Origin of the sequence: Plantactinospora alkalitolerans (assembly GCF_015690345.1) — a bacterium.
In the GTDB taxonomy this organism is placed as follows: Bacteria; Actinomycetota; Actinomycetes; order Mycobacteriales; family Micromonosporaceae; genus Plantactinospora; species Plantactinospora alkalitolerans.
Window position 1 is genome coordinate 49,206 of sequence record NZ_JADPUN010000144.1, and the last position, 25,603, is coordinate 74,808.

The following is a 25,603-nucleotide window of genomic DNA, read 5'->3' on the forward strand; positions in this document are numbered from 1 at the left end:
TCACCGCCGCGCCTCGCGCCTTCGTCTGACCGCGGTGCCGTTCGCGGTCGCCGTCGCGGCCACCGCCGCGCCGCCGGACGACGCGGTGCTGGCGGCGTCGTCGCCGGACACGCCATCCCGGCCGAGCAGGTACTGCTCGACGAGATGGTTCCAGTCGCAACCGCGGCACACCTCCACCACGTAGACCTGGAACTCACGCAGGGTCATCGCCAACACCGACAGCTCCGCTCGGGTGCGTGCCTGTCCGGCCGACTGCTTGAGTTCATCGCCGTAAATGTAGTGGACGTGGGTCAGATTTTCGCGCCGGCAGACCGGGCAGAGTGCCTCGGTCGGCTCGCCGTGGAACTTGGCGGCGTTCTTGAGGTAGGGCGAGGCGTCGCACACCTCGTAGGTGCCCACCCGACCCGAATGCACCTCACGCAGCACCGCTCGCTTCTGTAGCGAGTAGTCGACGACCTGGCGCTGCGAACGCATGCGCAGAAGAGTACGCGGTCCGGCCGGACGAGGCGACCACCGTCACTGACTGTAGTGGAATCCGTGCCCTGCGACGGTTTGCCACGCCGGGCGCGAGGGTCTACGGTGCGATGTATCGGCCCGATACATCGGGTCGGCGACTGGCTCCTGACAGGGAAGCCACACCGGTCCTGACGGAGACGCGGAGAGGGGTGCTCAATGTTCGAGCTCGCCATCCTCGGCCTTCTGCAGGAGTCCCCGATGCACGGCTACGAACTCCGCAAGGAGCTCACCGCCAAGCTCGGGGCGATCCGGGCGGCGATCAGTTACGGCTCGCTCTATCCGACCCTGCGTCGGCTACAGGCGGCCGGCTGGATCACCGAGGCGGCCGAGACCCCGGCCACCGCCGAGGAGATCCCGGCCCTGACCAGCCGTCGCGGCCGAGTCGTCTACAAAATCACCGCCGAGGGCAAGGAACGGTTCGCCGAGCTGATCGCCCAGACCGGTCCGGAGACCTACGAGGACGCCGGGTTCGGTGTGCACTTCGCGTTCTTCTCCCGTACCGACCGGGCGACCCGGCTCCGGATCCTCGAGGGCCGCCGGCGCAAGGTCGAGGAGCGTCGCGAGGGTCTGCGCGACGTGTTGAGCCGGGCAGCCGTCCGCCTCGACGCCTACACCCTCGAACTGCAGCGCCATGGCCTGGACGCCTGCGAGCGCGAAGTCCGCTGGTTGGAGGAGCTCATCGCCAACGAGCGCTCCGGCCGGACCCCGTCGGGGTCCACCCCGGGCACCGTCCCGGACACCCCGGGCACCGCCCAGGGACAGTCAGAAGAACACATCCCGCCTCCGCCTGGGCAGGTCCAGGAATTGAGACCGGAGCGGCCGTGATGAACACAAAGGAGGCAAACGCGATGGGCTCCGTCCGCGTCGCCATCGTCGGTGTGGGTAACTGCGCCTCGTCCCTGGTCCAGGGCGTCGAGTACTACCGCAATGCCGACCCCAACGACCGCGTCCCGGGTCTCATGCACGTCACCTTCGGCGATTACCACGTCTCGGACGTGGAGTTCGTCGCGGCGTTCGATGTCGACGCCAAAAAGGTGGGCATGGACCTCGCAGAAGCGATCGTCGCCAGCGAGAACAACACCATCAAGCTGTGCGACGTGGCGCCGACCGGCGTACTCGTGCAGCGTGGGCCGACCCTGGACGGGTTGGGCCAGTACTACCGGGAGATCGTCGAGGAGTCCGACCGCCAGCCGGCCGATGTCGTGGCGGCGCTGCGCGAGGCCGACGTCGACGTGGTCGTCTGCTACCTGCCGGTCGGCTCCGAGCAGGCGGCGAAGTTCTACGCGACGGCGGCGATCGAGGCCGGTTGCGCCTTCGTGAACGCGCTGCCGGTCTTCATCGCGTCGGACCCGGAGTGGGCGCAGAAGTTCACCGACGCCGGGCTGCCGATCGTCGGCGACGACATCAAGAGCCAGGTGGGCGCGACCATCGTGCACCGTGCGCTGGCCAAGCTCTTCGAGGACCGGGGCGTCGAGCTGCTGCGCACGTACCAGCTCAACTTCGGCGGCAACATGGACTTCATGAACATGTTGGAGCGCACCCGACTGGTCTCCAAGAAGATCTCCAAGACCCAGTCGGTCACCTCCCAGATCCCGCACGAGATGACCAAGGGCGACGTGCACATCGGGCCGTCGGACCACGTGCCGTGGTTGGACGACCGCAAGTGGGCGTACATCCGGCTGGAGGGTCGCTCGTTCGGCGACGTCCCGCTCAACGCCGAGCTGAAGCTCGAGGTCTGGGACTCGCCGAACTCGGCCGGCGTCATCATCGACGCGGTCCGGGCCGCGAAGATCGCCCTCGACCGGGGCATCGGCGGCCCGATCCTCTCGGCGTCGAGCTACTTCATGAAGTCCCCACCCACCCAGTACGCGGACCACGACGCCCACCAGGCCGTCGAGGACTTCATCGCCGGCACGATCGAGCGCTGAGTGTGAGGTAGGGCAGACGGGGCCGGACCGAAGACGGTCCGGCCCCGCTCCTGTCTCTGGAGTTACGACAACCCCTTGTCGACGTACCCCTTACCGACGTACCCCTTGCCAAGGTACCCCCCAGGGGTATATTTGCCTTCGAGGGGTGATCGACGATGCGCGACGGGCAGCACGGACACGACGAGCACCAGGAACACGACGACGGGCACCGTCAGGGGCACGACCGGCACGCCGGGCACGATCCGGAGGCGTTCCGCCGGAAGTTCTGGCTGAGCCTGGCGCTCACGGTGCCGATCGTGGTCACCAGCCACATGGTGATGGACTGGTTCGGCTACGCGTTCGATTTTCCGGGCATGTCCCTGGTCGGGCCGGTGCTGGGCACGATCGTCTTCCTCTACGGCGGCTGGCCCTTCCTGGTCGGCGGCCTCGGAGAACTGCGCGACCGCACCCCCGGCATGATGCTGCTGATCTCGATGGCGATCACGGTCGGTTACGTCGCCTCGCTGGCCACCAGTTTCGGCGCGTTCGACCTGGACTTCTGGTGGGAACTCGCCGCACTGGTCACCATCATGCTGCTCGGGCACTGGCAGGAGATGAAGGCGATCGGCCAGGCCCGGGGCGCCCTGGCGGCGTTGGCGGCACTGCTGCCCGACGACGCCGAGCGGATCGACTCCGGCGGCGGCGTACAGCGGGTTCCCCTGGCCGACCTGCGGGTCGACGACGTGGTGCTGGTCCGCCCCGGCGCACGGGTACCGGCCGACGGCCGGATCGTCGACGGCACCGCCGAACTGGACGAGTCGATGATCACCGGTGAGTCCCGGCCGGTTTCCCGTGGTGTCGGGGCCCGGGTCGTGGCCGGCACCGTGGCGACCGATTCCGCGATCCGGGTCCAGGTCGACGCCCTCGGCGACGACACCGCGCTGGCCGGCATCCAACGCCTGGTGGCCCAGGCCCAGCAGTCCAGCGGTCGGGCGCAACTGCTCGCCGACCGCTTCGCCGCCTGGCTGTTCTACATCGCCACCGCCACCGCCGTGCTCACCTTCGTCGTCTGGTCGGCGCTCGGCAGCGTCGACGAGGCCGTGGTGCGTACCGTGACGGTTCTGGTGATCGCCTGCCCGCACGCCCTCGGCCTGGCGATCCCGTTGGTCATCGCGCTCTCCACCGCCGTGGCCGCCAGGGCCGGAATCCTGGTCAAGGACCGGTTGGCGTTGGAGCGGATGCGCACGGTCGACGCGGTGCTGTTCGACAAGACCGGCACGCTGACCCGGGGCGCGCACACCGTCACCGCGGTCGCCGCCGAGGTCGCGGGTGCGGAGGACGAGGTGCTGCGGCTGGCCGCCGGGGTCGAGGCCGACAGCGAACATCCGCTCGCCCGAGCCATCGTCGCCGCTGCCGACAAGCGGACCGGGACGGCGAGGGCGACGGCGACCGGATTCCGGGCACTGTCCGGCCGGGGCGTCCGGGCCCACGTCGAGGGCCGGGACCACGCCGTCGGCGGGCCGGCCCTACTGCGCGAACTGGCCGCCCGACCCTCCGACGACCTTCGTCGGGTCGGCGAGGAGTGGTCGGCGCGCGGAGCCGCGGTGCTCTACCTGGTACGCCTCGACGGCGGCGGTCCGCGGGTGCTCGGCGCGTTCGCCCTGGAGGACGAGGTACGGCCGGAGGCCCGGGAGGCGATCGCCGACCTGCGGGCACAGGGCGTACGCACGATCGCCATGATCACCGGTGACGCCCGCCCGGTCGCCGAGGCGGTCGCCGCGAAGCTGGGTTTCCGGGCCGGGGTGGACGAGGTGTTCGCCGAGGTCCTGCCGGCGGACAAGGACGACAAGGTGACCGACCTCCAGCGTCGAGGGCTGATCGTGGCGATGGTCGGCGACGGGGTGAACGACGCGCCCGCGCTGGCTCGGGCGAACGTCGGGATCGCGATCGGCGCCGGCACCGACGTGGCGATCGAGTCTGCCGGGGTGGTACTCGCCTCCTCCGACCCGCGCGGCGTGACCGGAGTGATCCGGCTGTCCCGAGCGTCGTACCGGAAGATGATCCAGAACCTCGCCTGGGCGGCCGGGTACAACGTCGTCGCGATCCCGCTCGCCGCCGGAGTGCTCGCCGGGGCCGGAGTCGCGCTCAGCCCCGCCCTCGGCGCGGTGCTGATGTCCGGCTCCACCATCGTGGTGGCGCTCAACGCCCAACTGCTCCGCCGGGTCCGACTGGCCCCGACACCGCCCGGCTGACCCGCCGGCCCCGTCGAGGATCAGGTCCAGGCGCGCTGGAAGGCGACGCCGGCCTCCAGCTCCAGCAGGTGGCGCTTGCGCGACAGGCCGCCGCCGAAGCCGACCAGCTTGCCGCCGGCCCCGACGATCCGGTGGCAGGGCACGATCACCGGGATGGGGTTCCGGTTGCAGGCCACCCCGACCGCGCGGGCCGCCCCCGGGTCGCCGACCGCCGCCGCCACCTCGCCGTAGGTGCGGGTCTCGCCGTACGGGATCTTCGACATCTCGGCCCAGACCGCGCGCTCGAACTCCGAGCCCCGCCGCACGTGCAGCGGAACGGTGAATTCGGTCAGCTCCCCCGCGAAGAACGCCCGAAGCTGCGCGACCGCCGCCGCCAGCCCGGCGGTGTCGGGACCGGACGGCTCGACCAGGGCCGTGGCCGGAACCGCCACCTCCACCGGTCCGAAACGCACGCCACAGACTCCGACGTCGTCGACCCCGACGGAGAGCTCGTCGATCGGGGATTCGAGCACGGTCCAGCGCATGGTGCCATCCTCCTCCGTTCCGGCCGCTTCCCGCCACGGCGATCGTCCCCCGGACCCGGCCGTCGAGATCCGATCGACGCCGGGGCAGGGCCGTGTCAGCGGCCGGGATCCGCGCAACGGATCACGACGGCGGTTCAGATGACCAGTCGGAAGTTGGGTATGACAGGCCGTCGGTCCTCCGGCGCGTCGTGGATCGAACGCACGACGGCGCCCGGGGGAATGGGGACCCGCGAAATCGAGATGCCGTTGAGACAGTGGTCGCACCAGAAGGAGGCATAACCGACCGCCGTTTCGAGATCGCCCGTGAAGACCAGCCGTAGGGCGTCGTGGCCACACTCCGGGCACGGCTGGTGCGGGTCGCCCGGCACCGCGACGAACGCCACCTCGTACCGATCGCTCCACTCGTCCCAGCTAGCCATCGATCCGTTCCTCCATCAGCCCACCCCGTCCGGCCGTACCGGATGCTGCGCCCACCAGTCGGCCTCGAATTTGTACGCCCGGTCCTCCCAGAGCTCGGCCTCCGCGTCATCCTTGGGATAGGGCCGCCCACCTCGCAACTCGTCGACGTGGACCTTCTCGTGCGCCAGGGTACGAGCCAGGTCCTCCTCACTGCGGAAGGCATCCCGACAGAGTTGCACCGTGCAGTTCGGCCGCGTCATTCCGAACCTGTTCGCAAGACTCTTGTTGATGTCGAAACGGATGCCCGAGATGTCGACGCCGTACTTGGCCGCGATGTGCCGTACCGAACCCATGTTCATCGGATACCTCGGCCCGACCCCCATGCCACGCACCCGCAACAGCGGAACCGCCCGCTCACCGGCGGCACGTTCCACGCTCGACGCGCCCGGTAGTGCCACCCGCCCCCGGCCGGCGAGCGGGCCAGGCGGCAGGGCCAGCGGACCCGCACCCCAGGGACGTGTCGCCGTACCGGTCCTGCCGGCCAGCAGCCGCCCGCTGATCCTGCCGAGGATCGCTCCGCCGAAGGTGGCGCCGGCCAACCGCCGCGCGTCGATGGTTCCGGTGCTGAGCACCTGCTCGGTGGCGTCACCGGTGAAGCCGGACACCGCCCCCACGGCGAACGCGCTGCCACCGGCTCCCCCGACCAGACCACCGGTCAGGCCCGCCACGCCACCGGCCGCCGCGCCCGTCCCCGCGCAGGCGAGGGCGTTGCGGTCGGAGTCGCAGAACGCACCGCCGGCCACGGCGCCGATGGCGGCCCCGAAGCAGACCGCGCCGCCGATACCGGCCGTCGCCACCCCGAGTGCCGTGCACCCACCGATGATCGCCGCGCCGACCGTGACCCCGACAAGGGCCTTGCCGATCCGGTCCTGGTGGTCATCCCAGAATCGGGCGGTGCCGCTGGCGATCTCGGCGGCCAGGTTCCGACCCGAGCGCTCCAGAGAGCGTTTCATCGACGAGACCGAGGCGCTGCCCTCCACCCGCTTCCAGGTGTGGGAGATCGAGTCGCCGATCTGGTCGACGGCGCCCCGGATGGCGTTCGCCAGTCCGTTGAGCCAGCGCGGCCAGTGACCGTCCGGGTCGAACATGCTGAGCGGATCAGCATTGGCGTAGAGGTAACGGTTGAGGCTGATCGGACTGCCCAGGTCCCCGATGACCGTGTCGGGCTGGGTGAACCGTCCGGTGCCGGAGTCGTAGTGCCGCGCCGCCATGTCGACGAGTCCGGTGAGCGGATCGCTGTACATGGCCTGGAACCCGAACGGCACCGGTGGTGCCGTACCGGACACGCCGAAGGTCGTTCCGAACGGGTCGTACTCCGCCGACCAGGAGACCCGCCCGTTCGTGGTGTCGACGAAGCGGGTCACGTCACCGTGCGGGTTGAACAGGGCCCGCACGCTGGTGCCGCCGACCGTCCGCTGACCGAGCAGGTCCCCCGAGGGATCCCGGACCACCTCGGTCGATGGACCGGACCCGGTCCTGCTGCCCGAGACCGCGGCCGAGGTCGCCTCGTACGAGAACGACTGCTCGACGCCCCCGACGGTCCGCCCGGCGACCCGACCGAACGCGTCCCGGCTGTACGCGACCGTGCCGTCCGAGGTGGTCGCGCCGGTCAGTTGCCCGTACGGGTCGTACGAGTAGCTCTGTCCGTCGGCGGTCGATTTCAGCCGGCCGTCCAGGTCGTAGGTGTGTTCCCCCGCCGTGGAGGTCGACGTGATCCGGTCCGCCAGGTCGTAGGAGGCGGTGACCGTGGGCTGGCCGGAGACCTCCACGGAGGTGCGGTTGCCGTCGGCGTCCCAGTCGTAGTCGGTGCTGGACACCACCGTGCTGCCCTGACCGGCGACCGCGGTGTCGAGCCGGCCGGCATCGTCGTAGCTGTAGGTGGTGGTCGTCGGCGTACCGCTGCCGGGGGTCGGCCCCGTCGTCGACTTGACCTGACCGTCGGGCGTATAGGTGACGCCGTAGGTGTCGAAGGGCGTCACGACGGTGGAGAGCCGGCCGTTGTCGTCGTACTTCCGCCGGTCGTACGTGGTCGCGGTGGGCAGCCGGCCGCTGATGCTCTCGATCTGGCCACCCCTGTCGTACGCGTAGTCGGCACTGATCGGTCCGCGCAGCGCCGTCATGCGTCCACTGAGCGAGTGGTACTCGAACGTCGTGGCGGCACCGCTGGGTGGCGTCCGGGTGGCCAGCCGGTGTGCCAGGTCGTAGTCGTAGCCGGTGGTACCGAACGCGTCGGTGGTGCTCTTGAGCAGGCCCCGGTCGTCGTAGGTCAGGGTGGTCTGGTGGCCGGCGGTGGCGGCCGAGGCGATCCGACCGGCGTCGTCGTAACCGAAGCTGCGGGTCTCCGCGCCCGCCTTGACGAACTTCTGCCGCCCTGCCGGGTCGTACTCGGCGGTGACGACGCGACCCGACGGGTACGTGGTGCCCTTCCACCGGCCCGCCTGGTCGTAGTCGTAGCTGGTGGTCTGCCGGGCCGGATCGGTCTCGGTGTCGAGCAGGCCCGCGGCGTCGTAGGTGTAGTCGAAGTGCCCGCCCCGGGGCAGTGTGAGCGTGGTGAGCCGGCCGGCGGCGTCGTAGTCGTAGTCGGTCGCGTTCCGCAGCCCGTCGAGCGCGGTGTCGAGGCGACCGGCCGCGTCGTAGGTCCGGGTGGTTTCACGCCCACCGGGTAGCCGTTCCGTGGTCTGCCGGCCGGCACCGTCGTAGCCGTAGGTCGTCTTCTTGCCGTACGCGTCACCGACCTCGGTGACCCGGCCCCGGGCGTCGTGGTCCCAGGTCTGCCGGTACGGCACGTCACCGCTGATCATCCGGCTCGTCTTGTCGTAGTCGTAGTAGTACGACGTGTTCGCGAACCCCATCCACTCGCGCCGGCCGAGCTTGTCGTACTCATAGTTGCGCTCGACGCCGGCCGGGTCGACCTCCTCGCTGATGTCGCCGTTGAGGTCGTAACGGGTCACCCAGGAGGCGCCACGGGCGTCCCAGCGGACCGCCGGCCGGCCCACCGGGTCGTACGCGGTGTTCGTGACCACGCCGGTGGGGTCGGTGATCGACGACTGCCGCCCGAGGTCGTCGTAGGTGTACCGGGTGACCTTCTGGAGCGGGTCGGTGGCCGTGTCCATCAGGTTCGCCGCCTGGTAGGTCCAGCTCCAGACCGCTCCCGTCCGGTCCGTGTGGGTGGTCAGGTTGCCGACCGGGTCGTAGTCGAACGACTCGGCCGCCCCACCGGGGTGGGTGACGGTGTCCAGTCGCCCGACCGCGTCGTAGGTGCTGCCCGTGCGCCGGAGGGTGGCGTCGACCTCGGCGGTGACCTGACCCGCCAGGTTGTACTCGGTACGGCTGGTGCCCGCCGGGTCGGTCGTCGAGCTGCGGTTGCCGTCGTCGTCGTACCCCCAGCTCGTGGTGAGCCCGGAGCCGTCGGTGTACGACCTCGGCCGGCCGGCGGCGTCGGACCGGTGCACACCCACCGTGCCGAGGACGTCGGTCACCGTCACGGTGCGCGCGGCGTCGTCGTAGGTGTAGGTGGTGGCGATGTTCTCCTGGTCGGTGGTGGTCTTCACCCGACCGACGTCGTCGTACGAGGTCAGCGAGGTGGCGGCCAACGGGTCGGTGACCTTGGTCGGCTTGCCGGCGAGGTCGTACTCCATCGCCCACGTGTGTTTCCGGGGCGTGGTCACCGAGGTTTGCCGACCCATGGCGTTGTAGCCACTCGCCCAGATCGCGCCGTCCGCGGTCCACTCCTTGGTGACCCTGCTCGACCGGTCGTACTGGAGCTGCGTCACCTGGTTCAGCGGGTCGGTGCTGCGCATCAGCCGACCCATCGGATCGTAGGTGAAGCTCGTGACCTTCTGCCGGGAGTCGGTGATGTCACGCACCCAGCCCTCGGGCGTGTAGCCCCGCTGCGTCACGAACTCTCGGGGGTCGGTCACCGTGCTGATCCGACCCGCCGCGTCGTACCCCAGCACCGTCGTGTTCTCTGCCGCGTCGACGATGGTCTCCAGCCGCCCGCTGGTGTCGTATCGGAAAGAGGTGGCGACCTGGGCGGGATCGGTCACCGACGTCGGGTGCCGGTCCCGGTCGAAGGTGACAGTGGTCCTGCCGCCCCGCGGTTTCTCCGTCTCGATCAGCTCGTCCCAGGTCGTGTAGGCCAGGGTCGTACGCTTCTGGAGCGGATCGGTGACCGACGTCCGCCGGCCGAGCGTGTCGTTGCCGAACACGGTGGTCGCATTGGACTCGTCGGTCACCGAGGCCAGATCGCCGTCGGCCTCGTAGCCGAGTTTCCGGGTCCGACGCAACGGATCGGTCTGCACGGTGGGCTGCCCACGGCCGTTGAAGTCGTACTCCCACACCTTTCCGAACTGGTCGGTCATCTGGTCCAGCCGCCCATCGGCGTCATAGCTGCGGCTGATGGTGCTCCGGTCGTACAGGGTGGTCAGCAACGGGCGGTGCTTGGCGTCGAAGGTGGTCGCGGTATCGGCGCCGTACTCGTCGACCGACATGACCGGATCGCCCTTGCCGTCGTAGAGGGTGGCCGGTGCCGACGGTCCGTAGCCCTTCATCGGCACCGCCGGCACGCCGGTGATCCGGGATACCAGGCGCCCCTCGCCGTCGTAGATCATGTGCACGCCGGTGCTGCCGGCCCGTTCTGTGACCAGGCGACCGGCCCAGTCGTATGTCTGGGTGAGCACGGTCCCGTCGGCCCGGGTGACGGTGCGACGCCCGTTGGCGTCGTCGTAGCCGATGGCCGTCCGGCCGGTTCCCTGATCCTCGACCCAGTCCACCCGGCCGTCCGCGCGGTATCCGGCGGCGAGCTTCACCCGGCCCTCCGGGGTGACCACCTTGGTCAGTCGGCCGCTGCCGTCGTACTCGTAGGTCTCGGTGTACCCGTCGACCCCCCTGGCGCCGGTCAGCCGTTCCCCGGTGTACGACAGGGCCACGCCACGGCCGGTCTGGTCGGCGATCGCGTCGAGCCGCCCGCCACTTCGGGTGTACGCCAGGTGACGTCCCGACACCCCGGTGACCCGGCTGACCTGACCGCCGGACCGCTGAACGTCCACCTCGTGGCCGGGGTCACCGAGGGTCAGGCCGGTGAGTTCACCGGCCGGGTTGAACCGGTAGCTCGTCTGTTCCGGCGTGGTGACCGTGCTGCCCGTCGCGCCGGTCACGTACGAGGCCGACACACCGGGGGCGGGGGTGTATCCGGCCCCGGGATCGGTAGCGAAGCCCAGCGCGGTGCCGTCGGGGAGGTTCAGCGTGGTCTGCGCACCGACGGTCGACAACGCCTCCGAGTACGCGCTCGTCCAGCCCTTACCCGCGTCACCGCCGGAAAGCCGGTCCGACCGGTAGGTACGGGTCGCGGTGAGCTGTTTGCCCGCGTCCTGCACGGCCAGGTCCTCGGTCTGATAGGTCAGCGCTCCGCTGTGCAGGTTGACCGGCCCGAGACGGGGTGCGGAAGCCTCCCGGATCGCGGTCGGGAGCACCTGGGGCGAGCCGGACAGCGCCGGTAGTACGCCATCCAGGTAACCCACCACGGCGGCCTGGCCCGTGGGACAACTCGTCGACGGCGTGGTCTTCACCGGTGGATTCGCGGCTGCGGCCAGCGCCGGGTCCATGCAGGTGGGCAGCGCGGCGTTGGCGTCCCGACCGAACCAGTTGCCGGACCAGTCGGTCAGGTTGAAGAATCCGTAGGGGAACGTGGTGTAGCCGGTCAGCAGGGCGTTGTACCGTACGTCCACGTCGGGCCGGGACGGCGGCGGAGCGCCGGAGTATCTGCTGTAGACCCCGACTTTCTGTTCGGCGGTGTTGTACCAGAACCGCAACTTCTTCGGTTGATCAGCGGTGAGGGCGGTCGTCAGCCCGGCGCCGAAGGTGTTGCCCACGATCTCGGCACTGCTCTGGCTCATCGTGATCCCGCAACTGCCGGACTCGAAGTACGAGTTGTAGATGCCGGCGAAACCCCGATCACCCACCCTCGAGCGAACGCCGGCCGTCGTGGCCACGAAGGTCGAGTTGGAGATCACCGCCCGGCTGCCGGCCCAGCCGAGTTCGAGCGCTGCGGCCGAACAACTGGTGACCTCCTGGCCACCGTATTTGAAGTCGGTGTGGTCGAAGAAGCTCACCGGTCGCCGGTAGTTCGCCACCGAGATGTCGCCGCCGACGACGGCGATGTAGTTCCAGTCCTCGGAGGCGGGCCGGGTGGCGTCACCGTCGCCGTTGGTGTCGCCGAGCACCGTGTCGTCCCGCAGCGATGTGAAGATCACTCGCTGGCGCGGAGTGCCGAGGGACAGGATCTGACCGTACGCCTGCAGCACACCGGACTTGTCGAGCTTGACCACGGTACCGGGCAGCAGCGTCAGACTGGCCCCCTCGGCGATCTCCACCATCGACCGGATGATGTAGGGCGAGCCCTGTGGGCCCCACACCGTGTCCGTCGAGATGTCGTACCGGGCCACCTCGGTGGGTCCGGGCCGGTCCACCACCGACAGGTACGGCGCCGGATCCACGGCGGCCGGTGGCGGCGTCGGGGGCACTGCGCTCGCCGCCGCGGGCCGCGCGCCCACCAAGGGTTCGGGCAGCCCCGGCACCAGTTGTGTGGCCAGGATCAATGCCAGGCAGACGCTGACGCGGCCGACAAATCCTCTACCCATCGGACTCCCCCGTGCCGTGGTATCGGTGCGCCTCGACCGTGAGGCAGGCAAGATCACCGTAGGGCCGATCCTCCGAGAGCAGATCATCCAATCAGCCAATCAATAGATATCTACAGATATTGACAGTTGGATCTGAATCACTGCTTGGTCAGCTCGCGAAACGAGACTTCCGCCTCGGACCAGCGGTCGGGCCCGACGCCGTCAGGTACTCAGTAATCCAGCTCACATTCTGACCGATCGGTTAGTTGCTGACCGATCGGTCAAGGCACGCTGGGTTGCGGAGGTGAGCACATGGCCCGCAGCAGAACCCGTGCCGAGATCCTGGCTGTCGCGGCCCGGCAGTTCGCCCGGGTCGGCTTCAAGGGCACGTCCCTGCACGACATCGCGGTCGAGGTGGGCTGCTCGAAGGCCACGCTGCTGTACCACTTCGACAGCAAGGAAGCCATCCTGCTGGCCCTGGTCGCGCCCGCCGCGGGGGACCTGGTCGACCTCGACACCAGGATCGACGGGCTCGACGCCGCCGCCGCCCAGGAGGCCGCCATCGAGGGCTTCGTCGAGCTGGTGCTCGCCTACCGGCGGGAGATCGCGCTCATCTACGACGATCTTCCACACCTGCTCGAACAGCCCGCCTTCGCGAGCCTGCAACCCGTCACCGCGCGGCTGATCGACAACTTCGCCGGGCGGTCGACGGATCCGGCGGCCCGGATCGCCGCCGAGGTGATGCTCGGCGGGATCGCCGCGATCGCCATCGACCACACCGAGGACGACGCCACGGAACTCCGCCCGGCCCTGGTCCGGGTGGCCCGACGCGCACTCCTGCCCGACGCCGCTCCCGACACCTCCACCCGTGACCTCCGATCCATGACCTCCTGACACCGCTCCACCACCCCTGAAAAGCCTGGAACGCCTCACCCCTCGACCGAAGGAAACGACAATGGCGACCCTCCTCTACCGACTTGGCCGGGCCTCGTTCCGGCGCCGCCGGCTCGTGGTGGTCCTCTGGCTCGTCCTGCTGGCCGCGCTCGGCGGGGCGGCCGTGGCCTTCATGGGCCCGACGTCGACCAACTTCTCGATCCCCGGCACCGAGTCCCAGCACGCGATCGACGCACTGAAGCGGGAGTTCCCCGAGGCGAGCGGCGCCACCGGCACCATCCTTGTGGCCGCGCCCGAGGGCCAGCAGCTCACCGCGCCGGAACGGCAGGCGGCAGTGGCCGACCTCGTACGCGAGGCGTCGGCACTGCCCGGCGCGGTGGGTGCGCTCGACCCGTTCACCACCGGGGCCGTGTCGCAGGACCGCCGGTACGCGCTGATCCAGGTGCAGTTCGCCGACCAGGCCGACGAGATCACCGAGGCGCAGCGGCACGCGTACGGGGAGAGCGGCTCGGCCGCGACGGCGGCGGGCCTACGGGTGGAGCACGGCGGCGAGGTGATGTCCAGCGTTCCCCCCGAGATCGGCGGCACCGAGGGCATCGGCGTGGTGATCGCCCTGGTCGTGCTGGTCGTGACGCTGGGATCACTGGTCGCGGCCGGAATGACGATGCTCAACGCGCTGATCGGGGTCGGCGCCGGAATGGCCGGGCTGTACGCACTGAGCAACACCATCGAGCTGACCAGCACCGCACCGGTACTCGCGCTCATGCTCGGCCTGGCGGTCGGAATCGACTACTCGCTCTTCATCACCTCGCGGTACCGGCAGAACCTGCTGGAGGGGCTGGCGCCCGAGGAGGCGGCCGGGCGGGCGATCGGCACCGCCGGTTCGGCAGTACTGTTCGCCGGGGTCACCGTCGTCATCGCGCTGGCCGGACTGGCCGTGGTCAACATCCCGTTCCTGACCATCATGGGACTGGCCGCCGCCGGAACCGTCGCGGTCGCCGTACTCGTCGCGTTGACGCTGCTTCCCGCGCTGCTCGGCTTCGCCGGCCGGCGCATCCTGCCGCGCCGGCTCCGCAGTGCCGAAACCGGCGCCGGGACGGCCACCGAATCCGGCACCGAGGGGAACGCCGCCGCGACCGCAGCCGTGGCCGGGCCGGGCCGGACCGAGAGCTTCGGGTTCCGGTGGGCCCGGATCGTCATCCGGTTGCGCGTACCGCTGATCCTGGTCGCCGTGCTCGGCCTCGGCGCCCTCGCCATCCCGGCCGCCGACATGCGGGTGGCGCTGCCGGACGCCGGCAGCAGCCCGAAGGGCTCCCCGGAACGTGAGGCGGCCGACCTGATCACCGCCGGCTTCGGGCCCGGGTTCAACAACCGCCTCGCGCTGGTGGTGTCGAGCGACTCGGCGGCGCGGACCGCGTCCGCCGCCCAGGAGGTCACGGCGGCGCTGCAGGGCACCGAGAACCTGCTCGCGGTCAGCCCGCCGAACCTGAGCCGCGACCGGTTGACCGCCCTGCTGGCGGTCATCCCGACGACCGGCCCGACCGATCCGGCGACCGAGACCCTGGTGCACGAGATCCGGAAGAAGGTCGGACCCGTCGACGGTACGGACGGCGCCGACGTCGCCCTCACCGGTCAGACGGCGGTCGGCATCGACGTGTCCGAGAAGCTCTCCGACGCGATGCCGTGGTACCTGCTGCTCGTCGTCGGCCTGTCGGTACTGCTGCTGATGCTGGTCTTCCGGTCCCTGCTGGTGCCGCTGAAGGCGGCGCTGGGCTTCCTGCTCACCGTCGGCGCCACGTTCGGGCTCACCGTGCTGGTGTTCCAGCAGGGCCATCTGAGCAGCCTGGTCGGGCTGGACACCCCGGGTCCGCTGGTCAGCTTCCTGCCGATCCTGCTGATCGGCATCCTGTTCGGGCTGGCGATGGACTACGAGGTCTTCCTGGTGTCGCGGATGCGCGAGGACTTCGTACACGGCGACACCCCGACCCAGGCCACCATCAACGGCATGGGCCATGGTGGCCGGGTGGTGACCGCCGCCGCGCTCATCATGACCTCGGTCTTCGCCGGCTTCATCCTGCTCGACGATCCGGTGATCAAGTCAATGGGCTTCGCCCTCGCCGTCGGAGTGGCGATCGACGCGTTCGTGGTCCGGATGACGATCGTCCCGGCGGTCATCTCACTGCTGGGCCGGAGCGCGTGGTGGCTGCCCGGCTGGTTGTCGAAGATCCTGCCCAACGTGGACATCGAGGGCGAGCGGCTGCGCCAGCACCTGGCGACCGAGCCGGACGCGGCGACCGAGCGGGTACCCGCCGGGGTCTGACCAGGTCTGACCAGGTCTGGCCGAGATCGCCACCAAAAGCTCCCTCAACGCAGAACGCCGGACAACCCTCGCACCGCAGGACGGTGCGGGGGTTGTCCGGTTCGGCGGAGGTCCGATTTGTTCAAGACCCGCTCCGCGAGACTTGCCATCCTTGAGACCCATGAGCGTTGACCTGTCGCGTGCCGCATCCTTCCTCGCCGGCCATGGCCGGCTGCTCGACCGACGCCGCTTCGAGTTGCTCCTGGGAGAAACGAAGCCGGACGCCGTGCTCGCCGCGCTGGATGGCTACCGAAATGGTGACGGCGGTTACGGCTGGGGACTCGAACCCGACCTGCGCGCGCCGGAGAGTCAGCCCGGTGGCGCGTTGCATGCCTTCGAGGTCTTCGAGGACATCGCACCCGCGACCACGTCGCGCGCGATCGAGTTGTGCGACTGGTTGGACTCGGTGACGCTGCCCGACGGCGGCCTGCCGTTCGCACTGCCGGTAGTCGACGCCAGCGCCTGCGCGCCTTTCTGGGCCGAGGCCGACCACACCGTCTCGGCGCTGCAGAGCACCGCCTTTGCGGCAGGGGCCGCACTACGGGTCGCCGCACACGACCCCGCCGTCACGGCGCACCCCTGGCTGGCCCGCGCCACCCAGTACTGCTTCGATGCCATCGGGGCGCTGGACTCGGCGCCACACGCGATCGCGTTGGCGTTCGCGGTCCGCTTCCTGGACACCGCGTACGAGCGGTATCCGGCGGCGGCGCCGCTACTGGCGCGACTCGCCCAGTTCGTGCCGGACACCGGACTCGTTCCGGTCCAGGGCGGCAGCGAAGGCGAGACGATGCGGGCGCTCAGTTTCGCGCCGGTGCCCGGTAGCCCGGCGAGTGCGCTGCTGGGTGACGGCGTGATCGACGCCGAGCTGGACAGGCTGGCCACACAGCAGCAGGACGACGGGGGCTGGACGGTCGACTTCGCCAGCAGCTCGCCGGCCGCGACGCTGGAATGGCGCGGCTACGCGACAGTGGGTGCCGTACTGACCCTGAAACGCGCCGGACGGCTCCGGGCGGGCTGAGCGGGGAGAGGGCTCTCGGCGGCCACAGCGAACCTGACCCGCAGGCTATCCATCCAGGTTCTGCGGCCCGGCGCCGTGCGGGGACGCGGACGGTCCGTCTGGACGGGTGGCCGGATCGACCAGGAGGATTCCGTGCCAGAGATCGAACAGGTCGCTGGGCGGCACCCGGACCGGCACGCCACAGGCTTCGAGGAACGCCCGAAGGCTCGCCCGCCGGCTCGCGCACGGGTAGCGGACGCCACAGGCGCAGATTCCGTCGTCCGCCGGCCGGTGTCGCTCGTGCAGGGCGTACGCCAATCGCCAGATCGTCGGCAGCGGGCAGCCCGGCGGCGGCTCGGCGGGTGGATCATCCGGGTCGAACGGCAACCTCATCAGCCGCCTCCGGTGGTCGGCAACAGTCCGAGTCGGCGCTGCCAGGCATAGGTAAGTAGTGGCGTGATCCGGACCAGCATCGCCGGCACCCGCCGCGCCGGGATCGGCGCCAACACCGGCAGACCCAGGTCGACCAGCCGATTGGCCGCCGCGTTCGCGGGCGGGCACGGCCCGCTGGTCCGGCAGGCCGGACAGATTCCGCTGTCCCGATCGGGTACGTGCGCGGCGAGCGTCGCGTGTGCCGCCTCGGCGTCGGCGTCGGCGCTCGTCCTGGACTGGTAGGTCGTCCTGGACTGGTAGATGGTCATCGGCTGCCCTCCGCGACGAGGGTGGGCACCCGGCCGCAGCAGCCCGCCACTCCCTCGGGGGAAGGAAGTACGGGTTCAGCGGGCCGTGCCGTCGGCGACCGGGTGCCCACCCGGCTGGTGCCGATGCCGCGCCGTTCGGGTCAGCGCGGCACCGGGTCCGGGCCGATCGGGAGCCAGGCCGGACGGGGTACGCCACACCGGGTGGCGTGAACACCGTCGTCGACGGACGCGTGGTACACAGACGGGGAGTCGTTCCCCGGGACGTGGTCCATCGCGATTGCTCCCTCTCGACTCGTTGCCGGATCGGGGTGGGCACTGGCTGCCAAACCGACCACCCCGATCCGGATCTTCCACTCCCGCCGATCACCTCAGGTGACGACAGTCACACAGACAGCATGCACAGCAATTGCTCATTGTGCAATCTTGCATCGACGCTTTTCTTGCGTCATGCTGATTGTCGGTCTAATCAGGATCGAGGGAGTTCGTCATGCCGAACGAGCAGGCCTTCACGCTGCGGGCGCAGTGGCTTGGCCAGCAACTCCGTGAGATGCGTGAGACGGCGAAGCTGACGCTCAAGGAGGTCGGCGACTTCGTCAAGCGCAACCCGTCGACGGTCAGCCGTATCGAGTCCGGCATGCTCCCGGCTCGGGTGCCCGAGGTGCTGGCGTACCTCGACATCTGCGGAGTCGACGACCGGAAGCGTCGCGACGACCTCAAGACGATGTCCGAGGACGCGTGGCAGAAGGGCTGGTGGGACGGCTTCAGTTCCGACGTCGCCGCCTCGCTGATCGACTGGATCTGGCTGGAGAGCCGGGCGGCCGAGATCTACTCGTTCCAGGTCGGCGTGCTGCCCGGCCTCTTGCAGACCCGCGACTACGCGGAGGCGCTCATCCGCGCAGCGCACGTCGACGTGGGTGAAGAGCAGATCGCCCGCTTCGTCGAGCTGCGGATGACCCGACAGCAGCGGCTGGACGGGGATGATCCGGTCCGGCTATGCGCCATCATCGAAGAGGGCGCCCTGCGGCGGCTGGTCGGCGGCCCTGAGGTGATGCTGGCGCAGCTCGCCCACCTACGCGAAGTCGCCCGCCATCGACACGTCGAGATCCTGGTTCTGCCCGCTGACGCGGGCGCGCATGCCAGCCCGAATGGTGCCTTCGACGTGTTCCGGATGCGTCCGCCTTACCCGTTCGCGGGCTGCATCTCCACCCCCGCCGGAACTCTCGTGGTGGAAGGTGACAAGGCCGAGGCGCTGCTCCAGAAGTACGATCGGTTGCGCGGCGTGGCACTGCAGGAGAAGGCCACACTCGCGTTCCTAGCCGATATGGAAGCGCGTCTGGAGTGAGCAAACATGGCGCAACACGACGCAGCGCGGGCCGTCGCGCTGTCCGAGGTGGCCTGGAACGTCAGCAGCAGAAGCGGCAACGGCGACGGAAACTGTGTGGAGGCCGGGCCGGTGCTGGACGGCAGTGGTCGGGTCGCCGTCCGGGACAGCAAGGACCGCGATGGCGCCGTACTCGTCTATGCTGGCCCCGGCTGGACCAGCTTCCTCACCGCGCTCAAGCACGACGGCCTCACGCCGACCGCTTGAGCGCGACCCGGCCCTCCGGCGATCGCGGCGCCGACCGCGTGGCTGGCGGGGACGCCGCGCGCACGGCGGAGGGGATCGGGGAGTGGGATGCCGAAATCTCGGCGGTCAGCGAGTTCGCGGAGTGCTACAGCCACGACTATCTGCGGCACGACGCGCATCTGCGGCACATGGACCTGCTCGCGAGGGCGGGTCGGCTCGAAGAGCTGGCCGCGCGGGGTACAACGGACGTCCACGCGCGACGCCGGCTGGATCGGTTCCTCTACGAGCAGGACCGCGACGGCGACCTGCGGCACCGCGCCCGGCACGGAGACAGGTACGCCCTGTACATGCTCGTGCGCCTGCTCCGCGAGCGAGGCGACCAGTCTGCTGCCCGGCAGGCGGTAGTCGATATCGATGCGACGGACACCTACGCATCGGAGCTGGCAGAGCAGCCCTGATCAGACCGTCCAGATCAGACAGAACGGCTTGCCGGCCGGATCGGCGTAGACGCGCCAGTCCGGGCCGGCGCCGTCCAGTCGGGTGGCACCGATGTCGAGAGCGGCCCGCTCCGCCGCGTCCACGTCCACGTCCTGGACGATCACGTCGAGGTGGATCTGCTGCGGGTACGCCGGATCCGGCCAGCGTGGCGCGGTGTACTGCTCCACCTGCTGGAACATCACCGGCTGCGCGCCGTCCTCGCCGATCATGGCGATCCCGTCCGCCTCGTACGTCACGGGCTTGCCGAGCAGCTCCGCGTAGAAGTGGCTCAACGCCTTCGCGTCGGGGCAGTCGAGCATGACGGCCATCAGGGTGGTTCGCGGATCGTCCGGGTTGACGCACAGGTCGAACGGGTGGCCGGCCGGGTCGGCCAGCGTGTGCCACCGTTCGTTGCGGCGAAGCAGGGTGGCGCCGAGCTGCTGGGCGTGTTCCGCCGCCGCATCGATGTCCGGTACCCGGAAGTCGAGGTGGGCCTGCTGCGGACGGTCCTGGTCCGGCCAGTGCGGCGCTATGTGGTCGGTGGCCTGTTGCAGGCCGATCCGCCAGCCGTCACCGGAGTTGAGCGCGATCCAGTCGTCGTCGGCGCCGTGGGGCTCGCGCCGCCAACCGGCGAGCTGCTCGTAGAACGTGGCCAGGAGGTCGATGTCCGGGGCGTCCAGCGTCACGGCCCGCAGTGAGCCGATCGCCCGCAGGTACGGTTCGGAGGTCATGCCCCGATCCTGCCGACCCTGAGGCCAAACCGCCACGCGACACCGGCGTCGACGGTCGGTTCTGAGCGGGTTGCCGGAGGTTACGCACCTGGCGCGGCGGTGCCACCCGAGCTTGCTTCGGACTTCGTGTAGAGGACCTCGCGCGCCTGTTCCGCGGCCCGGAGGATGCTGTCGCTGATGAAGCCGCTGAACCGGGCGATGTTCTCCAGACGGGTGGCGGCCGGACTGTCGCGGCCGAGGACGGTCACTCCCTGCCGCGCGATCTCGGCGACCTGGGCGATGCCACGGGCGCTGGCGATCGTCGACTGGTACCAGACGTCGTCGTCGACGAAGTAGCGCTCGCGACGGCGTTCGTCGCGTTCCCGGCGGATGAGGCCCTGAACTTCGAGGAACGCGATCGCCTTGGAGACGGACGCCGGGCTGACCTGGAGGTGCTGGACGAGTTCGGACGCGGTGAGGCTGCCCGCGTCGGCGGTGAAGAGGCAGGTCAGCACCCGAGCCATCATCTTGGGCAGGCCCTGTTGCATCAGGAGGGTGGTGAACGCCTCCTCGTACTCGCGCATGGCCTCGTCGTCGCGCCCCCGGCCGTGGGTCGGCGCCCCCTGCCCTCGGGGCGCGCTGTGCCTGCGCCGGTGGGCGCGGCGTTCGGTGGCGCGGTGGGCCAGGTCGGCGCGGTAGGCGGTGGGGCCCCCGTTGCGCATCACCTCACGCGTGATCGTCGAGGTGGGGCGGTCGAGACGTCGGGCGATCTCCGCGTAGGCAAGGCCGTCGGCCAGTCCCAGCGCGATCTGCTGACGTTCCTGCTGGATGAGTCTGCCTCCCGGCACCGAGAACTCCCTTCGCGCTTTCCTGGTGCCGCCAGCGTAGCGTTCACCCACAGCCAATGCAACGGGCAAACCCTTGGTCATTGCGTTAGCTCCATGCTCGTTGCAACGAAAACCTTAGCTTGACCTGCATAACTAGCAGTTGGGCGCAACGATGTCGTTGCTGAATCCTCGAACGCAACGTAGCGTTTCTCATGTCAGAAACAATGAGCACACGAGGAGAACATGATGCAGAAGTTCGACACCCCCACCACGATCTCCGCCGTCCTGGAGATCCCCGCCGGCCGCATCCAGGTCATCGCCGCCGATCGGGCCGACACCACCGTCGAGGTCCTGCCGGCCGACGCTGGCAAGGGCCGCGACGTGAAGGCGGCCGAGCAGACCAAGGTCGAGTTCAGCGACGGCGTCCTGCGGATCAAGACACCGGACGGGAAGAGCCAGATCCTCGGCGCGTCCGGATCCATCGAGGTGACCGTCCAACTGCCCACCGGTTCCGGAATCGACGTGAAGGCGGCCGCCGCCGAGTTCCGGGGCGTCGGACGGCTCGGCGACGTCGCCTGCGAGGGCGCGTACGGTGCGGTCAAGATCGACGAGGCCGCGAGCGTACGCATGACCGCCTACGGTGACGTCGCGATCGGCCGCCTTACCGGCCCCGCGGAGATCAGTACCCAGAAGGGCAACATCAACATCACCGAGGCCGCCTCCGGCACGGTCGTCCTGCGTACCCAGATGGGCGACGTGACGGTCGGCGCGGCCCACGGAGTCTCCGCCTCCCTGGACGCCGGCACCAGCCACGGCCGGATCCACAACACGCTGATGAACACCGAAGGCGCCGCGGCCGGCCTGAACATCCAGGCGACCACCGACTACGGCGACATCACCGCCCGCAGCCTGTAGAGAACCGGACGACAGCGAGTCAGGCCCAGGGGCCGGCGCTCCACGTGCGGCGCCTGGAGAAGTCGTACAGAACGTCTCACGTGCTGGTGGTCGCCGGCCCGCTCGCGGCGGCCACCCCCCGACCAGGAGGACCACATGACGAGGAAAAGCATGTCCCCGACCGATTCGACGTGGACCGGCATGGTGCCGGTTGACGACACGGCCCTGGCTCTCACCGACACCGGCGGTCCCGGTACCCCCGTGGTCTACCTCAACGGCCAGTTCGCCACCCAGGGGTACTGGCGGCGGGTCATCGCTGAGCTGGGGACGGGGTGGCGGCACATCACCTACGACGAGCGTGCTCGCGGCAAATCCAAGCGCTCGACGGACTATTCCTTCGAGGCCGCCGTCCGGGATGTCGATGCCGTTCTCGCCGCCAGGGGGGTGGACCGGGCACTGGTGGTGGGCTGGTCCTACGGAGCGTTCGTCGCGGCCCACTGGGCCAGCCGGAATCCGGACCGTACCGTGGGCGCGGTCCTGGTCGACGGCGCGCAGCCGTACGACTGGCTCGACGAGGCCATGGAGCAGCGGATCCGGAAGACGTTCAAGCGGATGAACTGGTTCATGCCGCTGCTGCGCCCGACGGGCCTGACCCCACGGATGAATGCCGAACAGATGGCGAACAGCAACATCGAGCTCGGCATGCTCGCCCGCGAGCGCGAGTTGGGCCCCGTGCTGGACAACATCACCGTCCCGGCGCGGTACGTGGTCGCGTCGGGGACGTCCCTCGGAAGCAAGGGCGACGAGCAGGAACGCATCCGCGCCAGCCTCGACGCGGTGGCCGCCCGCAACCCGAACATCAGAATCAGCGCGAAGGTCGGCAGCAACCACGACGCGATCCTGAAGAAGGACTTCCCGGCCATCGCCAAGGCCGTACGCGACGTCGCCGCGCTCGACCGCGGCGCGCACTGAGGGTGAGGTGTTAGGAGGGGGCCCTTCTTCTACAGAAAACGATAAGAAGGGGCCCTTCCTTACATCCTCAGCGCGCGTTCGGTGTGGTGCGCCGCGATCTCCAGCATGAAGGCGCTGTCGGGAAAGTCGCCGTCGAGCAGGCGCAGCGGGCCGGCGATCAGCGACAGGTGCTGGGCGAGCTGGTAGAACCGCATCCGCCGCTCGTCGAGTTCGTCGGCGGGGTGGAGCAGGCCGTAGTGCTCGCCGAAGCGCATCCGCAGGAACACGTGCTCCCACTCGACGTCGAAGAACATCGTGCCCTCGATGTCGATGAGCACCGGTTCCCCGTCGCCGTCCACCAGTACGTGATCGGGTCCGAGTTCACCGTGGATCAACCCGTACGTCGGGCGCGGAGCGATCGTTCCCGCCAACTGCTGAGCGATCCCGGTCAGTCGGTCCCGGTCGCGTGCGATGCGCTCGTCGCGGCCGGCCGCCTCGGCGAGATCGGACAACGCCCGGTCCAGCACCAGCCGTACCGGTGAACGCTGTTCGGGCGCCGGATCGGAAAGCCGTGCGACGGCGCCGACCTTGCCGAGCCGGGTTTCCCGCTGCTGGTGCATTGCGGCGAGGACCTCGCCCAGCCGGGCGACCGTACGTGCGGCGGTCATCGGCTCGGCCGCCAGCCGCTGTTCCAGGTTCGGCCCCGGAAGATCCTCGACCAACGCGACGTCCGCCGGGTACCAGGTCCGGCTCCGGTCGAGCAACACCACTTCCGGGGTACGCACCCCGGCGGCGGAGAGCGCGGTCCTGGCGGCTTCGAACAACTCGATGCCCGAGGCGTCCGAGAACGGGTCATCGAGCGGGTCGACGTCGGTGCGGCGCCCCGCCGGCCAGAAGTTCTCCTCGGGGCTCCAGACGTAGGCGACCACCGTTGACCGGTCGTCGAGGGTCAGCCGGTAGACGCCCTTCTTCGTACCGCCCCGCAGGCGTGCCACGGTGTCGATCCGCCGGCTGGAGCCGAATCCGGCCCGTACGACGGCCGCCAACCGCTCCTGGTCGGCGAACTCCCGACGCATCCCGCTCCCTCCGCTCGCACGACCCCGAGGTGTTAAGCCCGAGGTGTTAAGAAGGGGCCCTTCCTCTACAGCAAACGATAAGCGGGGGCCCTTCCTTACACCTGAGGCAAACTTTGCGCGGGCTGTGGCGTCTGTTGGTGGGGAGGTGTGGTGTGGGTGGGACGTCCGAGCGGGAGTTCACCGCGTTTGTCCATGAACGGGGCGATGTGCTGTTGCGCGTCGCCCAGGCGCTCGCCGGTGACCGGTACGCCGCCGAAGACCTGCTCCAGAGCGCCCTCGCCAAGGCGTACGCCCGGTGGCCACGGATCCGGGGCGACGCCGAGCCGTACGTCCGGCAGATCCTCTACCACGACCAGGTCTCGGCCTGGCGGCGACGCGGTCGGCGCCCGGAGGTGCCACACGCCGAGGTGCCGGAGCCACCGGCCGCCGGCACCCAGCACGACCACGAGACGGCGGTCCGGATGATGCTCCGGGACGCGTTGCTGATGCTGCCGCCCCGGCAACGGGCCGTACTGGTGCTCCGATATCTGGAGGACCAGACGGTGGAGCAGACCGCAACCGCGCTGGGTTGCCGGCCGGGCACGGTGGCGAGCCAGGCGTCGCGGGCGTTGACGAAGCTGCGCGAGTTGGTGCCGGAGTTCGCCGAGCTGACCGACCGGGAGGAGGCGGTCCGATGAACAGGAACAGCGCGGAGGGGCTGCTGCGTGGGGCCGTACACGATCTGGCGGGCGACCCGCACCAGCCGCCGGACCTGGTTACGGTCGCGGTGAGCCGGGGTCGGCGAATTCGCCGACGCCGTCAGGCGGGCGCGGTCGCCGCCGCGTTCGTCGCCGTCGCGGCGATCGCGGCGCCGTACGTCCTGCTGCGGCCCGACCCGGAACCTCCGGCGTACCCGATCGGCGGCCAGCCGGCGGCTACCGTCACCGCCGATCCGGTCCCGACCGCGAGCCCGGTGCCTGAGTCGACGCAGTGGCGGAACTGGGAGGCGGCTCCGCTGGAGCTGCCCGGCGGATGGATCGTGGTCGGTGCGACCACCACCGGCAGCCCGGTCAGCAACTGGGCGTACGACCGCGCCCGTGGCCGCTACGTCGACACCGCCAAGGACTTCTCCTCGGTCTGGGCCGCGCCACGGGGCAGGCTGGCGGCGGTACGTCAGGAAAGCCGGCCCGACGAGACCGGACTGCTCGACATCCCCACCGGCAGGGTCCGGTGGATCCGAACCGGCGACCAGATCCTCACTCCACAGTGGTCGACGGACGGCACCAGGCTGTTGATGACCCTGATGGAGAAGGACACCGGGACCTTCTCGTTCGGTGTGCTGACCGTCGCCGACGACTCGTTCCACAGGTATCCGGTGCGGTCCGACAAGTACATGTGCACGGACCTGTGCCGCTTCACCTGGGGGCCGAACGGCAAGGAGGTGGTGTTGCCGATGACCGATCCGACCGCTCCCCGCTCGGAGTCCGCACCGCACCTACGGCGAGGGTTGCAACTCTTCTCCGCCCTCGACGGCACGCCCACCCGGTTCGTGCCCGTCCGAGGCGACGTCTCCGGACCGTCGGCCTGGTCCCCGGACGGTCGTATGGTGGTGGTCAAGGGGCAGAAGTCGGCGCAGCTCGTCGTTGTCGCCAAGGGGACGGTCGTAGACGAGATGCCGTCGGCCGACGTCACCTGGATCAGCAGCGACCGGCTGCTCTATCTGGACCGGGTTCTCAACCCCGGAAGTTCGCGCGATGTCGTGGCGGTGCTGGTCGATCCCAAGGGCACCGAGGTCGATCGGGCCGTCCTGCCGGGGGAACTCGCGGGAACCGACATCCTGGTCGCACCACGGTGATTGGCACGTAACGATCCGGTACGTACACCGTCGGACCTTTA

Annotated in this window: 22 protein-coding genes; 13 read left to right on the plus strand and 9 right to left on the minus strand. The window is 69.7% G+C overall.

Annotated features, from left to right (window positions below; translation table 11 throughout):
- Nucleotides 1–474 carry a DUF5318 domain-containing protein gene (locus I0C86_RS14005; protein WP_196201678.1) on the minus strand — a complete coding sequence of 158 codons (474 nt, stop codon included), beginning with the start codon at nt 472–474 and terminating at the stop codon, nt 1–3.
- Nucleotides 475–672: 198 nt separating this feature from the next.
- Between I0C86_RS14005 and I0C86_RS14010 the strand changes: the two genes are divergently transcribed.
- The 3 genes from I0C86_RS14010 (at nt 673) to I0C86_RS14020 (ending at nt 4,675) form a co-directional block, all read left to right on the plus strand.
- Entirely contained in the window at nt 673–1,341 is a 669-nt protein-coding gene (locus I0C86_RS14010) for a PadR family transcriptional regulator (protein ID WP_196201677.1), read from the plus strand.
- Nucleotides 1,342–1,364: 23 nt separating this feature from the next.
- Nucleotides 1,365–2,444 carry an inositol-3-phosphate synthase gene (locus I0C86_RS14015; RefSeq protein WP_196201676.1) on the plus strand — a complete coding sequence of 360 codons (1,080 nt, stop codon included), beginning with the start codon at nt 1,365–1,367 and terminating at the stop codon, nt 2,442–2,444.
- A 155-nt stretch (nt 2,445–2,599) separates the two neighbouring features.
- Nucleotides 2,600–4,675: a heavy metal translocating P-type ATPase gene (locus tag I0C86_RS14020; protein WP_196201675.1), complete on the plus strand. Its 2,076-nt coding sequence runs from the start codon at nt 2,600–2,602 to the stop codon at nt 4,673–4,675.
- A gap of 20 nt (nt 4,676–4,695) precedes the next feature.
- Here I0C86_RS14020 and I0C86_RS14025 read toward each other — a convergent pair whose 3' ends face one another.
- From I0C86_RS14025 to I0C86_RS14035, 3 genes are all read right to left on the minus strand, one after another.
- The gene (locus tag I0C86_RS14025) at nt 4,696–5,199 is read right to left on the minus strand and encodes a methylated-DNA--[protein]-cysteine S-methyltransferase (RefSeq protein ID WP_196201674.1); all 504 of its coding nucleotides are present in this window, start codon (nt 5,197–5,199) and stop codon (nt 4,696–4,698) included.
- A gap of 134 nt (nt 5,200–5,333) precedes the next feature.
- A complete protein-coding gene (locus I0C86_RS14030; protein ID WP_196201673.1) occupies nt 5,334–5,618 on the minus strand; it encodes a hypothetical protein in 285 nt (94 codons plus the stop codon).
- Between the two features lie 15 nt (nt 5,619–5,633).
- The gene (locus I0C86_RS14035) at nt 5,634–12,296 is read right to left on the minus strand and encodes an RHS repeat-associated core domain-containing protein (protein WP_196201672.1); all 6,663 of its coding nucleotides are present in this window, start codon (nt 12,294–12,296) and stop codon (nt 5,634–5,636) included.
- 291 nt (nt 12,297–12,587) lie between these two features.
- Between I0C86_RS14035 and I0C86_RS14040 the strand changes: the two genes are divergently transcribed.
- The 3 genes from I0C86_RS14040 to I0C86_RS14050 all read left to right on the plus strand — a co-directional run bounded on the left by I0C86_RS14040 (nt 12,588) and on the right by I0C86_RS14050 (nt 16,546).
- A complete protein-coding gene (locus I0C86_RS14040) occupies nt 12,588–13,169 on the plus strand; it encodes a TetR/AcrR family transcriptional regulator (RefSeq protein WP_196201671.1) in 582 nt (193 codons plus the stop codon).
- A gap of 61 nt (nt 13,170–13,230) precedes the next feature.
- Nucleotides 13,231–15,489, plus strand: a complete 2,259-nt coding sequence (locus I0C86_RS14045) for an MMPL family transporter (protein WP_196201670.1) — start codon at nt 13,231–13,233, stop codon at nt 15,487–15,489.
- A gap of 160 nt (nt 15,490–15,649) precedes the next feature.
- The gene (locus I0C86_RS14050) at nt 15,650–16,546 is read left to right on the plus strand and encodes a hypothetical protein (protein ID WP_196201669.1); all 897 of its coding nucleotides are present in this window, start codon (nt 15,650–15,652) and stop codon (nt 16,544–16,546) included.
- Between the two features lie 45 nt (nt 16,547–16,591).
- Here the strand turns inward: I0C86_RS14050 and I0C86_RS43360 are convergent, their stop codons facing one another.
- Nucleotides 16,592–16,918: a hypothetical protein gene (locus I0C86_RS43360; RefSeq protein WP_230394130.1), complete on the minus strand. Its 327-nt coding sequence runs from the start codon at nt 16,916–16,918 to the stop codon at nt 16,592–16,594.
- Nucleotides 16,918–17,226, minus strand: coding sequence for a hypothetical protein (locus tag I0C86_RS14060; RefSeq protein WP_196201668.1), 309 nt, complete (start codon nt 17,224–17,226; stop codon nt 16,918–16,920). Before I0C86_RS14060 ends, I0C86_RS43360 begins: the two co-directional genes overlap by 1 nt.
- Nucleotides 17,227–17,713: 487 nt before the next feature.
- Here I0C86_RS14060 and I0C86_RS14065 point away from each other — a divergent pair, with 487 nt between their 5' ends.
- The 3 genes from I0C86_RS14065 to I0C86_RS14075 are packed head-to-tail and all read left to right on the plus strand — an operon-like array spanning nt 17,714 to nt 19,251.
- On the plus strand, nt 17,714–18,568 hold the full coding sequence (locus I0C86_RS14065; protein WP_196201667.1) for a helix-turn-helix domain-containing protein: 855 nt from the start codon (nt 17,714–17,716) through the stop codon (nt 18,566–18,568).
- Between the two features lie 6 nt (nt 18,569–18,574).
- On the plus strand, nt 18,575–18,814 hold the full coding sequence (locus tag I0C86_RS14070; RefSeq protein ID WP_196201666.1) for a DUF397 domain-containing protein: 240 nt from the start codon (nt 18,575–18,577) through the stop codon (nt 18,812–18,814).
- Nucleotides 18,811–19,251: a hypothetical protein gene (locus tag I0C86_RS14075; RefSeq protein WP_196201665.1), complete on the plus strand. Its 441-nt coding sequence runs from the start codon at nt 18,811–18,813 to the stop codon at nt 19,249–19,251. The genes I0C86_RS14070 and I0C86_RS14075 overlap by 4 nt, the downstream gene beginning before the upstream one ends.
- Here I0C86_RS14075 and I0C86_RS14080 read toward each other — a convergent pair whose 3' ends face one another.
- Both I0C86_RS14080 and I0C86_RS14085 read right to left on the minus strand, forming a co-directional pair.
- Nucleotides 19,252–20,001 carry a VOC family protein gene (locus I0C86_RS14080; protein ID WP_196201664.1) on the minus strand — a complete coding sequence of 250 codons (750 nt, stop codon included), beginning with the start codon at nt 19,999–20,001 and terminating at the stop codon, nt 19,252–19,254.
- 80 nt (nt 20,002–20,081) lie between these two features.
- Nucleotides 20,082–20,828 (minus strand): helix-turn-helix domain-containing protein, encoded by a 747-nt coding sequence (locus tag I0C86_RS14085; protein ID WP_196201663.1) that lies wholly within the window; start codon nt 20,826–20,828, stop codon nt 20,082–20,084.
- 222 nt (nt 20,829–21,050) lie between these two features.
- Between I0C86_RS14085 and I0C86_RS14090 the strand changes: the two genes are divergently transcribed.
- Both I0C86_RS14090 and I0C86_RS14095 read left to right on the plus strand, forming a co-directional pair.
- A complete protein-coding gene (locus tag I0C86_RS14090) occupies nt 21,051–21,722 on the plus strand; it encodes a DUF4097 family beta strand repeat-containing protein (RefSeq protein WP_323373633.1) in 672 nt (223 codons plus the stop codon).
- 135 nt (nt 21,723–21,857) lie between these two features.
- Nucleotides 21,858–22,673, plus strand: a complete 816-nt coding sequence (locus tag I0C86_RS14095) for an alpha/beta fold hydrolase (RefSeq protein ID WP_196201662.1) — start codon at nt 21,858–21,860, stop codon at nt 22,671–22,673.
- A 59-nt stretch (nt 22,674–22,732) separates the two neighbouring features.
- Here I0C86_RS14095 and I0C86_RS14100 read toward each other — a convergent pair whose 3' ends face one another.
- Nucleotides 22,733–23,728, minus strand: coding sequence for a phosphotransferase family protein (locus I0C86_RS14100; RefSeq protein ID WP_196201661.1), 996 nt, complete (start codon nt 23,726–23,728; stop codon nt 22,733–22,735).
- 152 nt (nt 23,729–23,880) lie between these two features.
- On the opposite strand from I0C86_RS14100, the gene I0C86_RS14105 reads away from it, so the two are divergent.
- Both I0C86_RS14105 and I0C86_RS14110 read left to right on the plus strand, forming a co-directional pair.
- On the plus strand, nt 23,881–24,405 hold the full coding sequence (locus tag I0C86_RS14105; protein ID WP_196201660.1) for a SigE family RNA polymerase sigma factor: 525 nt from the start codon (nt 23,881–23,883) through the stop codon (nt 24,403–24,405).
- Entirely contained in the window at nt 24,402–25,562 is a 1,161-nt protein-coding gene (locus I0C86_RS14110; RefSeq protein WP_196201680.1) for a hypothetical protein, read from the plus strand. Before I0C86_RS14105 ends, I0C86_RS14110 begins: the two co-directional genes overlap by 4 nt.
- The last annotated feature ends 41 nt before the right edge of the window (nt 25,563–25,603 follow it).

Bases quoted from the DNA above. Each gene is read 5' to 3' on its own strand.
- I0C86_RS14005 (WP_196201678.1), bottom strand. From the start codon at position 474: ATGCGTTCGCAGCGCCAGGTCGTCGACTACTCGCTACAGAAGCGAGCG.
- I0C86_RS14010 (WP_196201677.1), top strand. From the start codon at position 673: ATGTTCGAGCTCGCCATCCTCGGCCTTCTGCAGGAGTCCCCGATGCAC.
- I0C86_RS14015 (WP_196201676.1), top strand. From the start codon at position 1,365: ATGGGCTCCGTCCGCGTCGCCATCGTCGGTGTGGGTAACTGCGCCTCG.
- I0C86_RS14020 (WP_196201675.1), top strand. From the start codon at position 2,600: ATGCGCGACGGGCAGCACGGACACGACGAGCACCAGGAACACGACGAC.
- I0C86_RS14025 (WP_196201674.1), bottom strand. From the start codon at position 5,199: ATGCGCTGGACCGTGCTCGAATCCCCGATCGACGAGCTCTCCGTCGGG.
- I0C86_RS14030 (WP_196201673.1), bottom strand. From the start codon at position 5,618: ATGGCTAGCTGGGACGAGTGGAGCGATCGGTACGAGGTGGCGTTCGTC.
- I0C86_RS14035 (WP_196201672.1), bottom strand. From the start codon at position 12,296: ATGGGTAGAGGATTTGTCGGCCGCGTCAGCGTCTGCCTGGCATTGATC.
- I0C86_RS14040 (WP_196201671.1), top strand. From the start codon at position 12,588: ATGGCCCGCAGCAGAACCCGTGCCGAGATCCTGGCTGTCGCGGCCCGG.
- I0C86_RS14045 (WP_196201670.1), top strand. From the start codon at position 13,231: ATGGCGACCCTCCTCTACCGACTTGGCCGGGCCTCGTTCCGGCGCCGC.
- I0C86_RS14050 (WP_196201669.1), top strand. From the start codon at position 15,650: ATGAGCGTTGACCTGTCGCGTGCCGCATCCTTCCTCGCCGGCCATGGC.
- I0C86_RS43360 (WP_230394130.1), bottom strand. From the start codon at position 16,918: ATGAGGTTGCCGTTCGACCCGGATGATCCACCCGCCGAGCCGCCGCCG.
- I0C86_RS14060 (WP_196201668.1), bottom strand. From the start codon at position 17,226: ATGACCATCTACCAGTCCAGGACGACCTACCAGTCCAGGACGAGCGCC.
- I0C86_RS14065 (WP_196201667.1), top strand. From the start codon at position 17,714: ATGCCGAACGAGCAGGCCTTCACGCTGCGGGCGCAGTGGCTTGGCCAG.
- I0C86_RS14070 (WP_196201666.1), top strand. From the start codon at position 18,575: ATGGCGCAACACGACGCAGCGCGGGCCGTCGCGCTGTCCGAGGTGGCC.
- I0C86_RS14080 (WP_196201664.1), bottom strand. From the start codon at position 20,001: ATGACCTCCGAACCGTACCTGCGGGCGATCGGCTCACTGCGGGCCGTG.
- I0C86_RS14090 (WP_323373633.1), top strand. From the start codon at position 21,051: ATGATGCAGAAGTTCGACACCCCCACCACGATCTCCGCCGTCCTGGAG.
- I0C86_RS14095 (WP_196201662.1), top strand. From the start codon at position 21,858: ATGACGAGGAAAAGCATGTCCCCGACCGATTCGACGTGGACCGGCATG.
- I0C86_RS14100 (WP_196201661.1), bottom strand. From the start codon at position 23,728: ATGCGTCGGGAGTTCGCCGACCAGGAGCGGTTGGCGGCCGTCGTACGG.
- I0C86_RS14110 (WP_196201680.1), top strand. From the start codon at position 24,402: ATGAACAGGAACAGCGCGGAGGGGCTGCTGCGTGGGGCCGTACACGAT.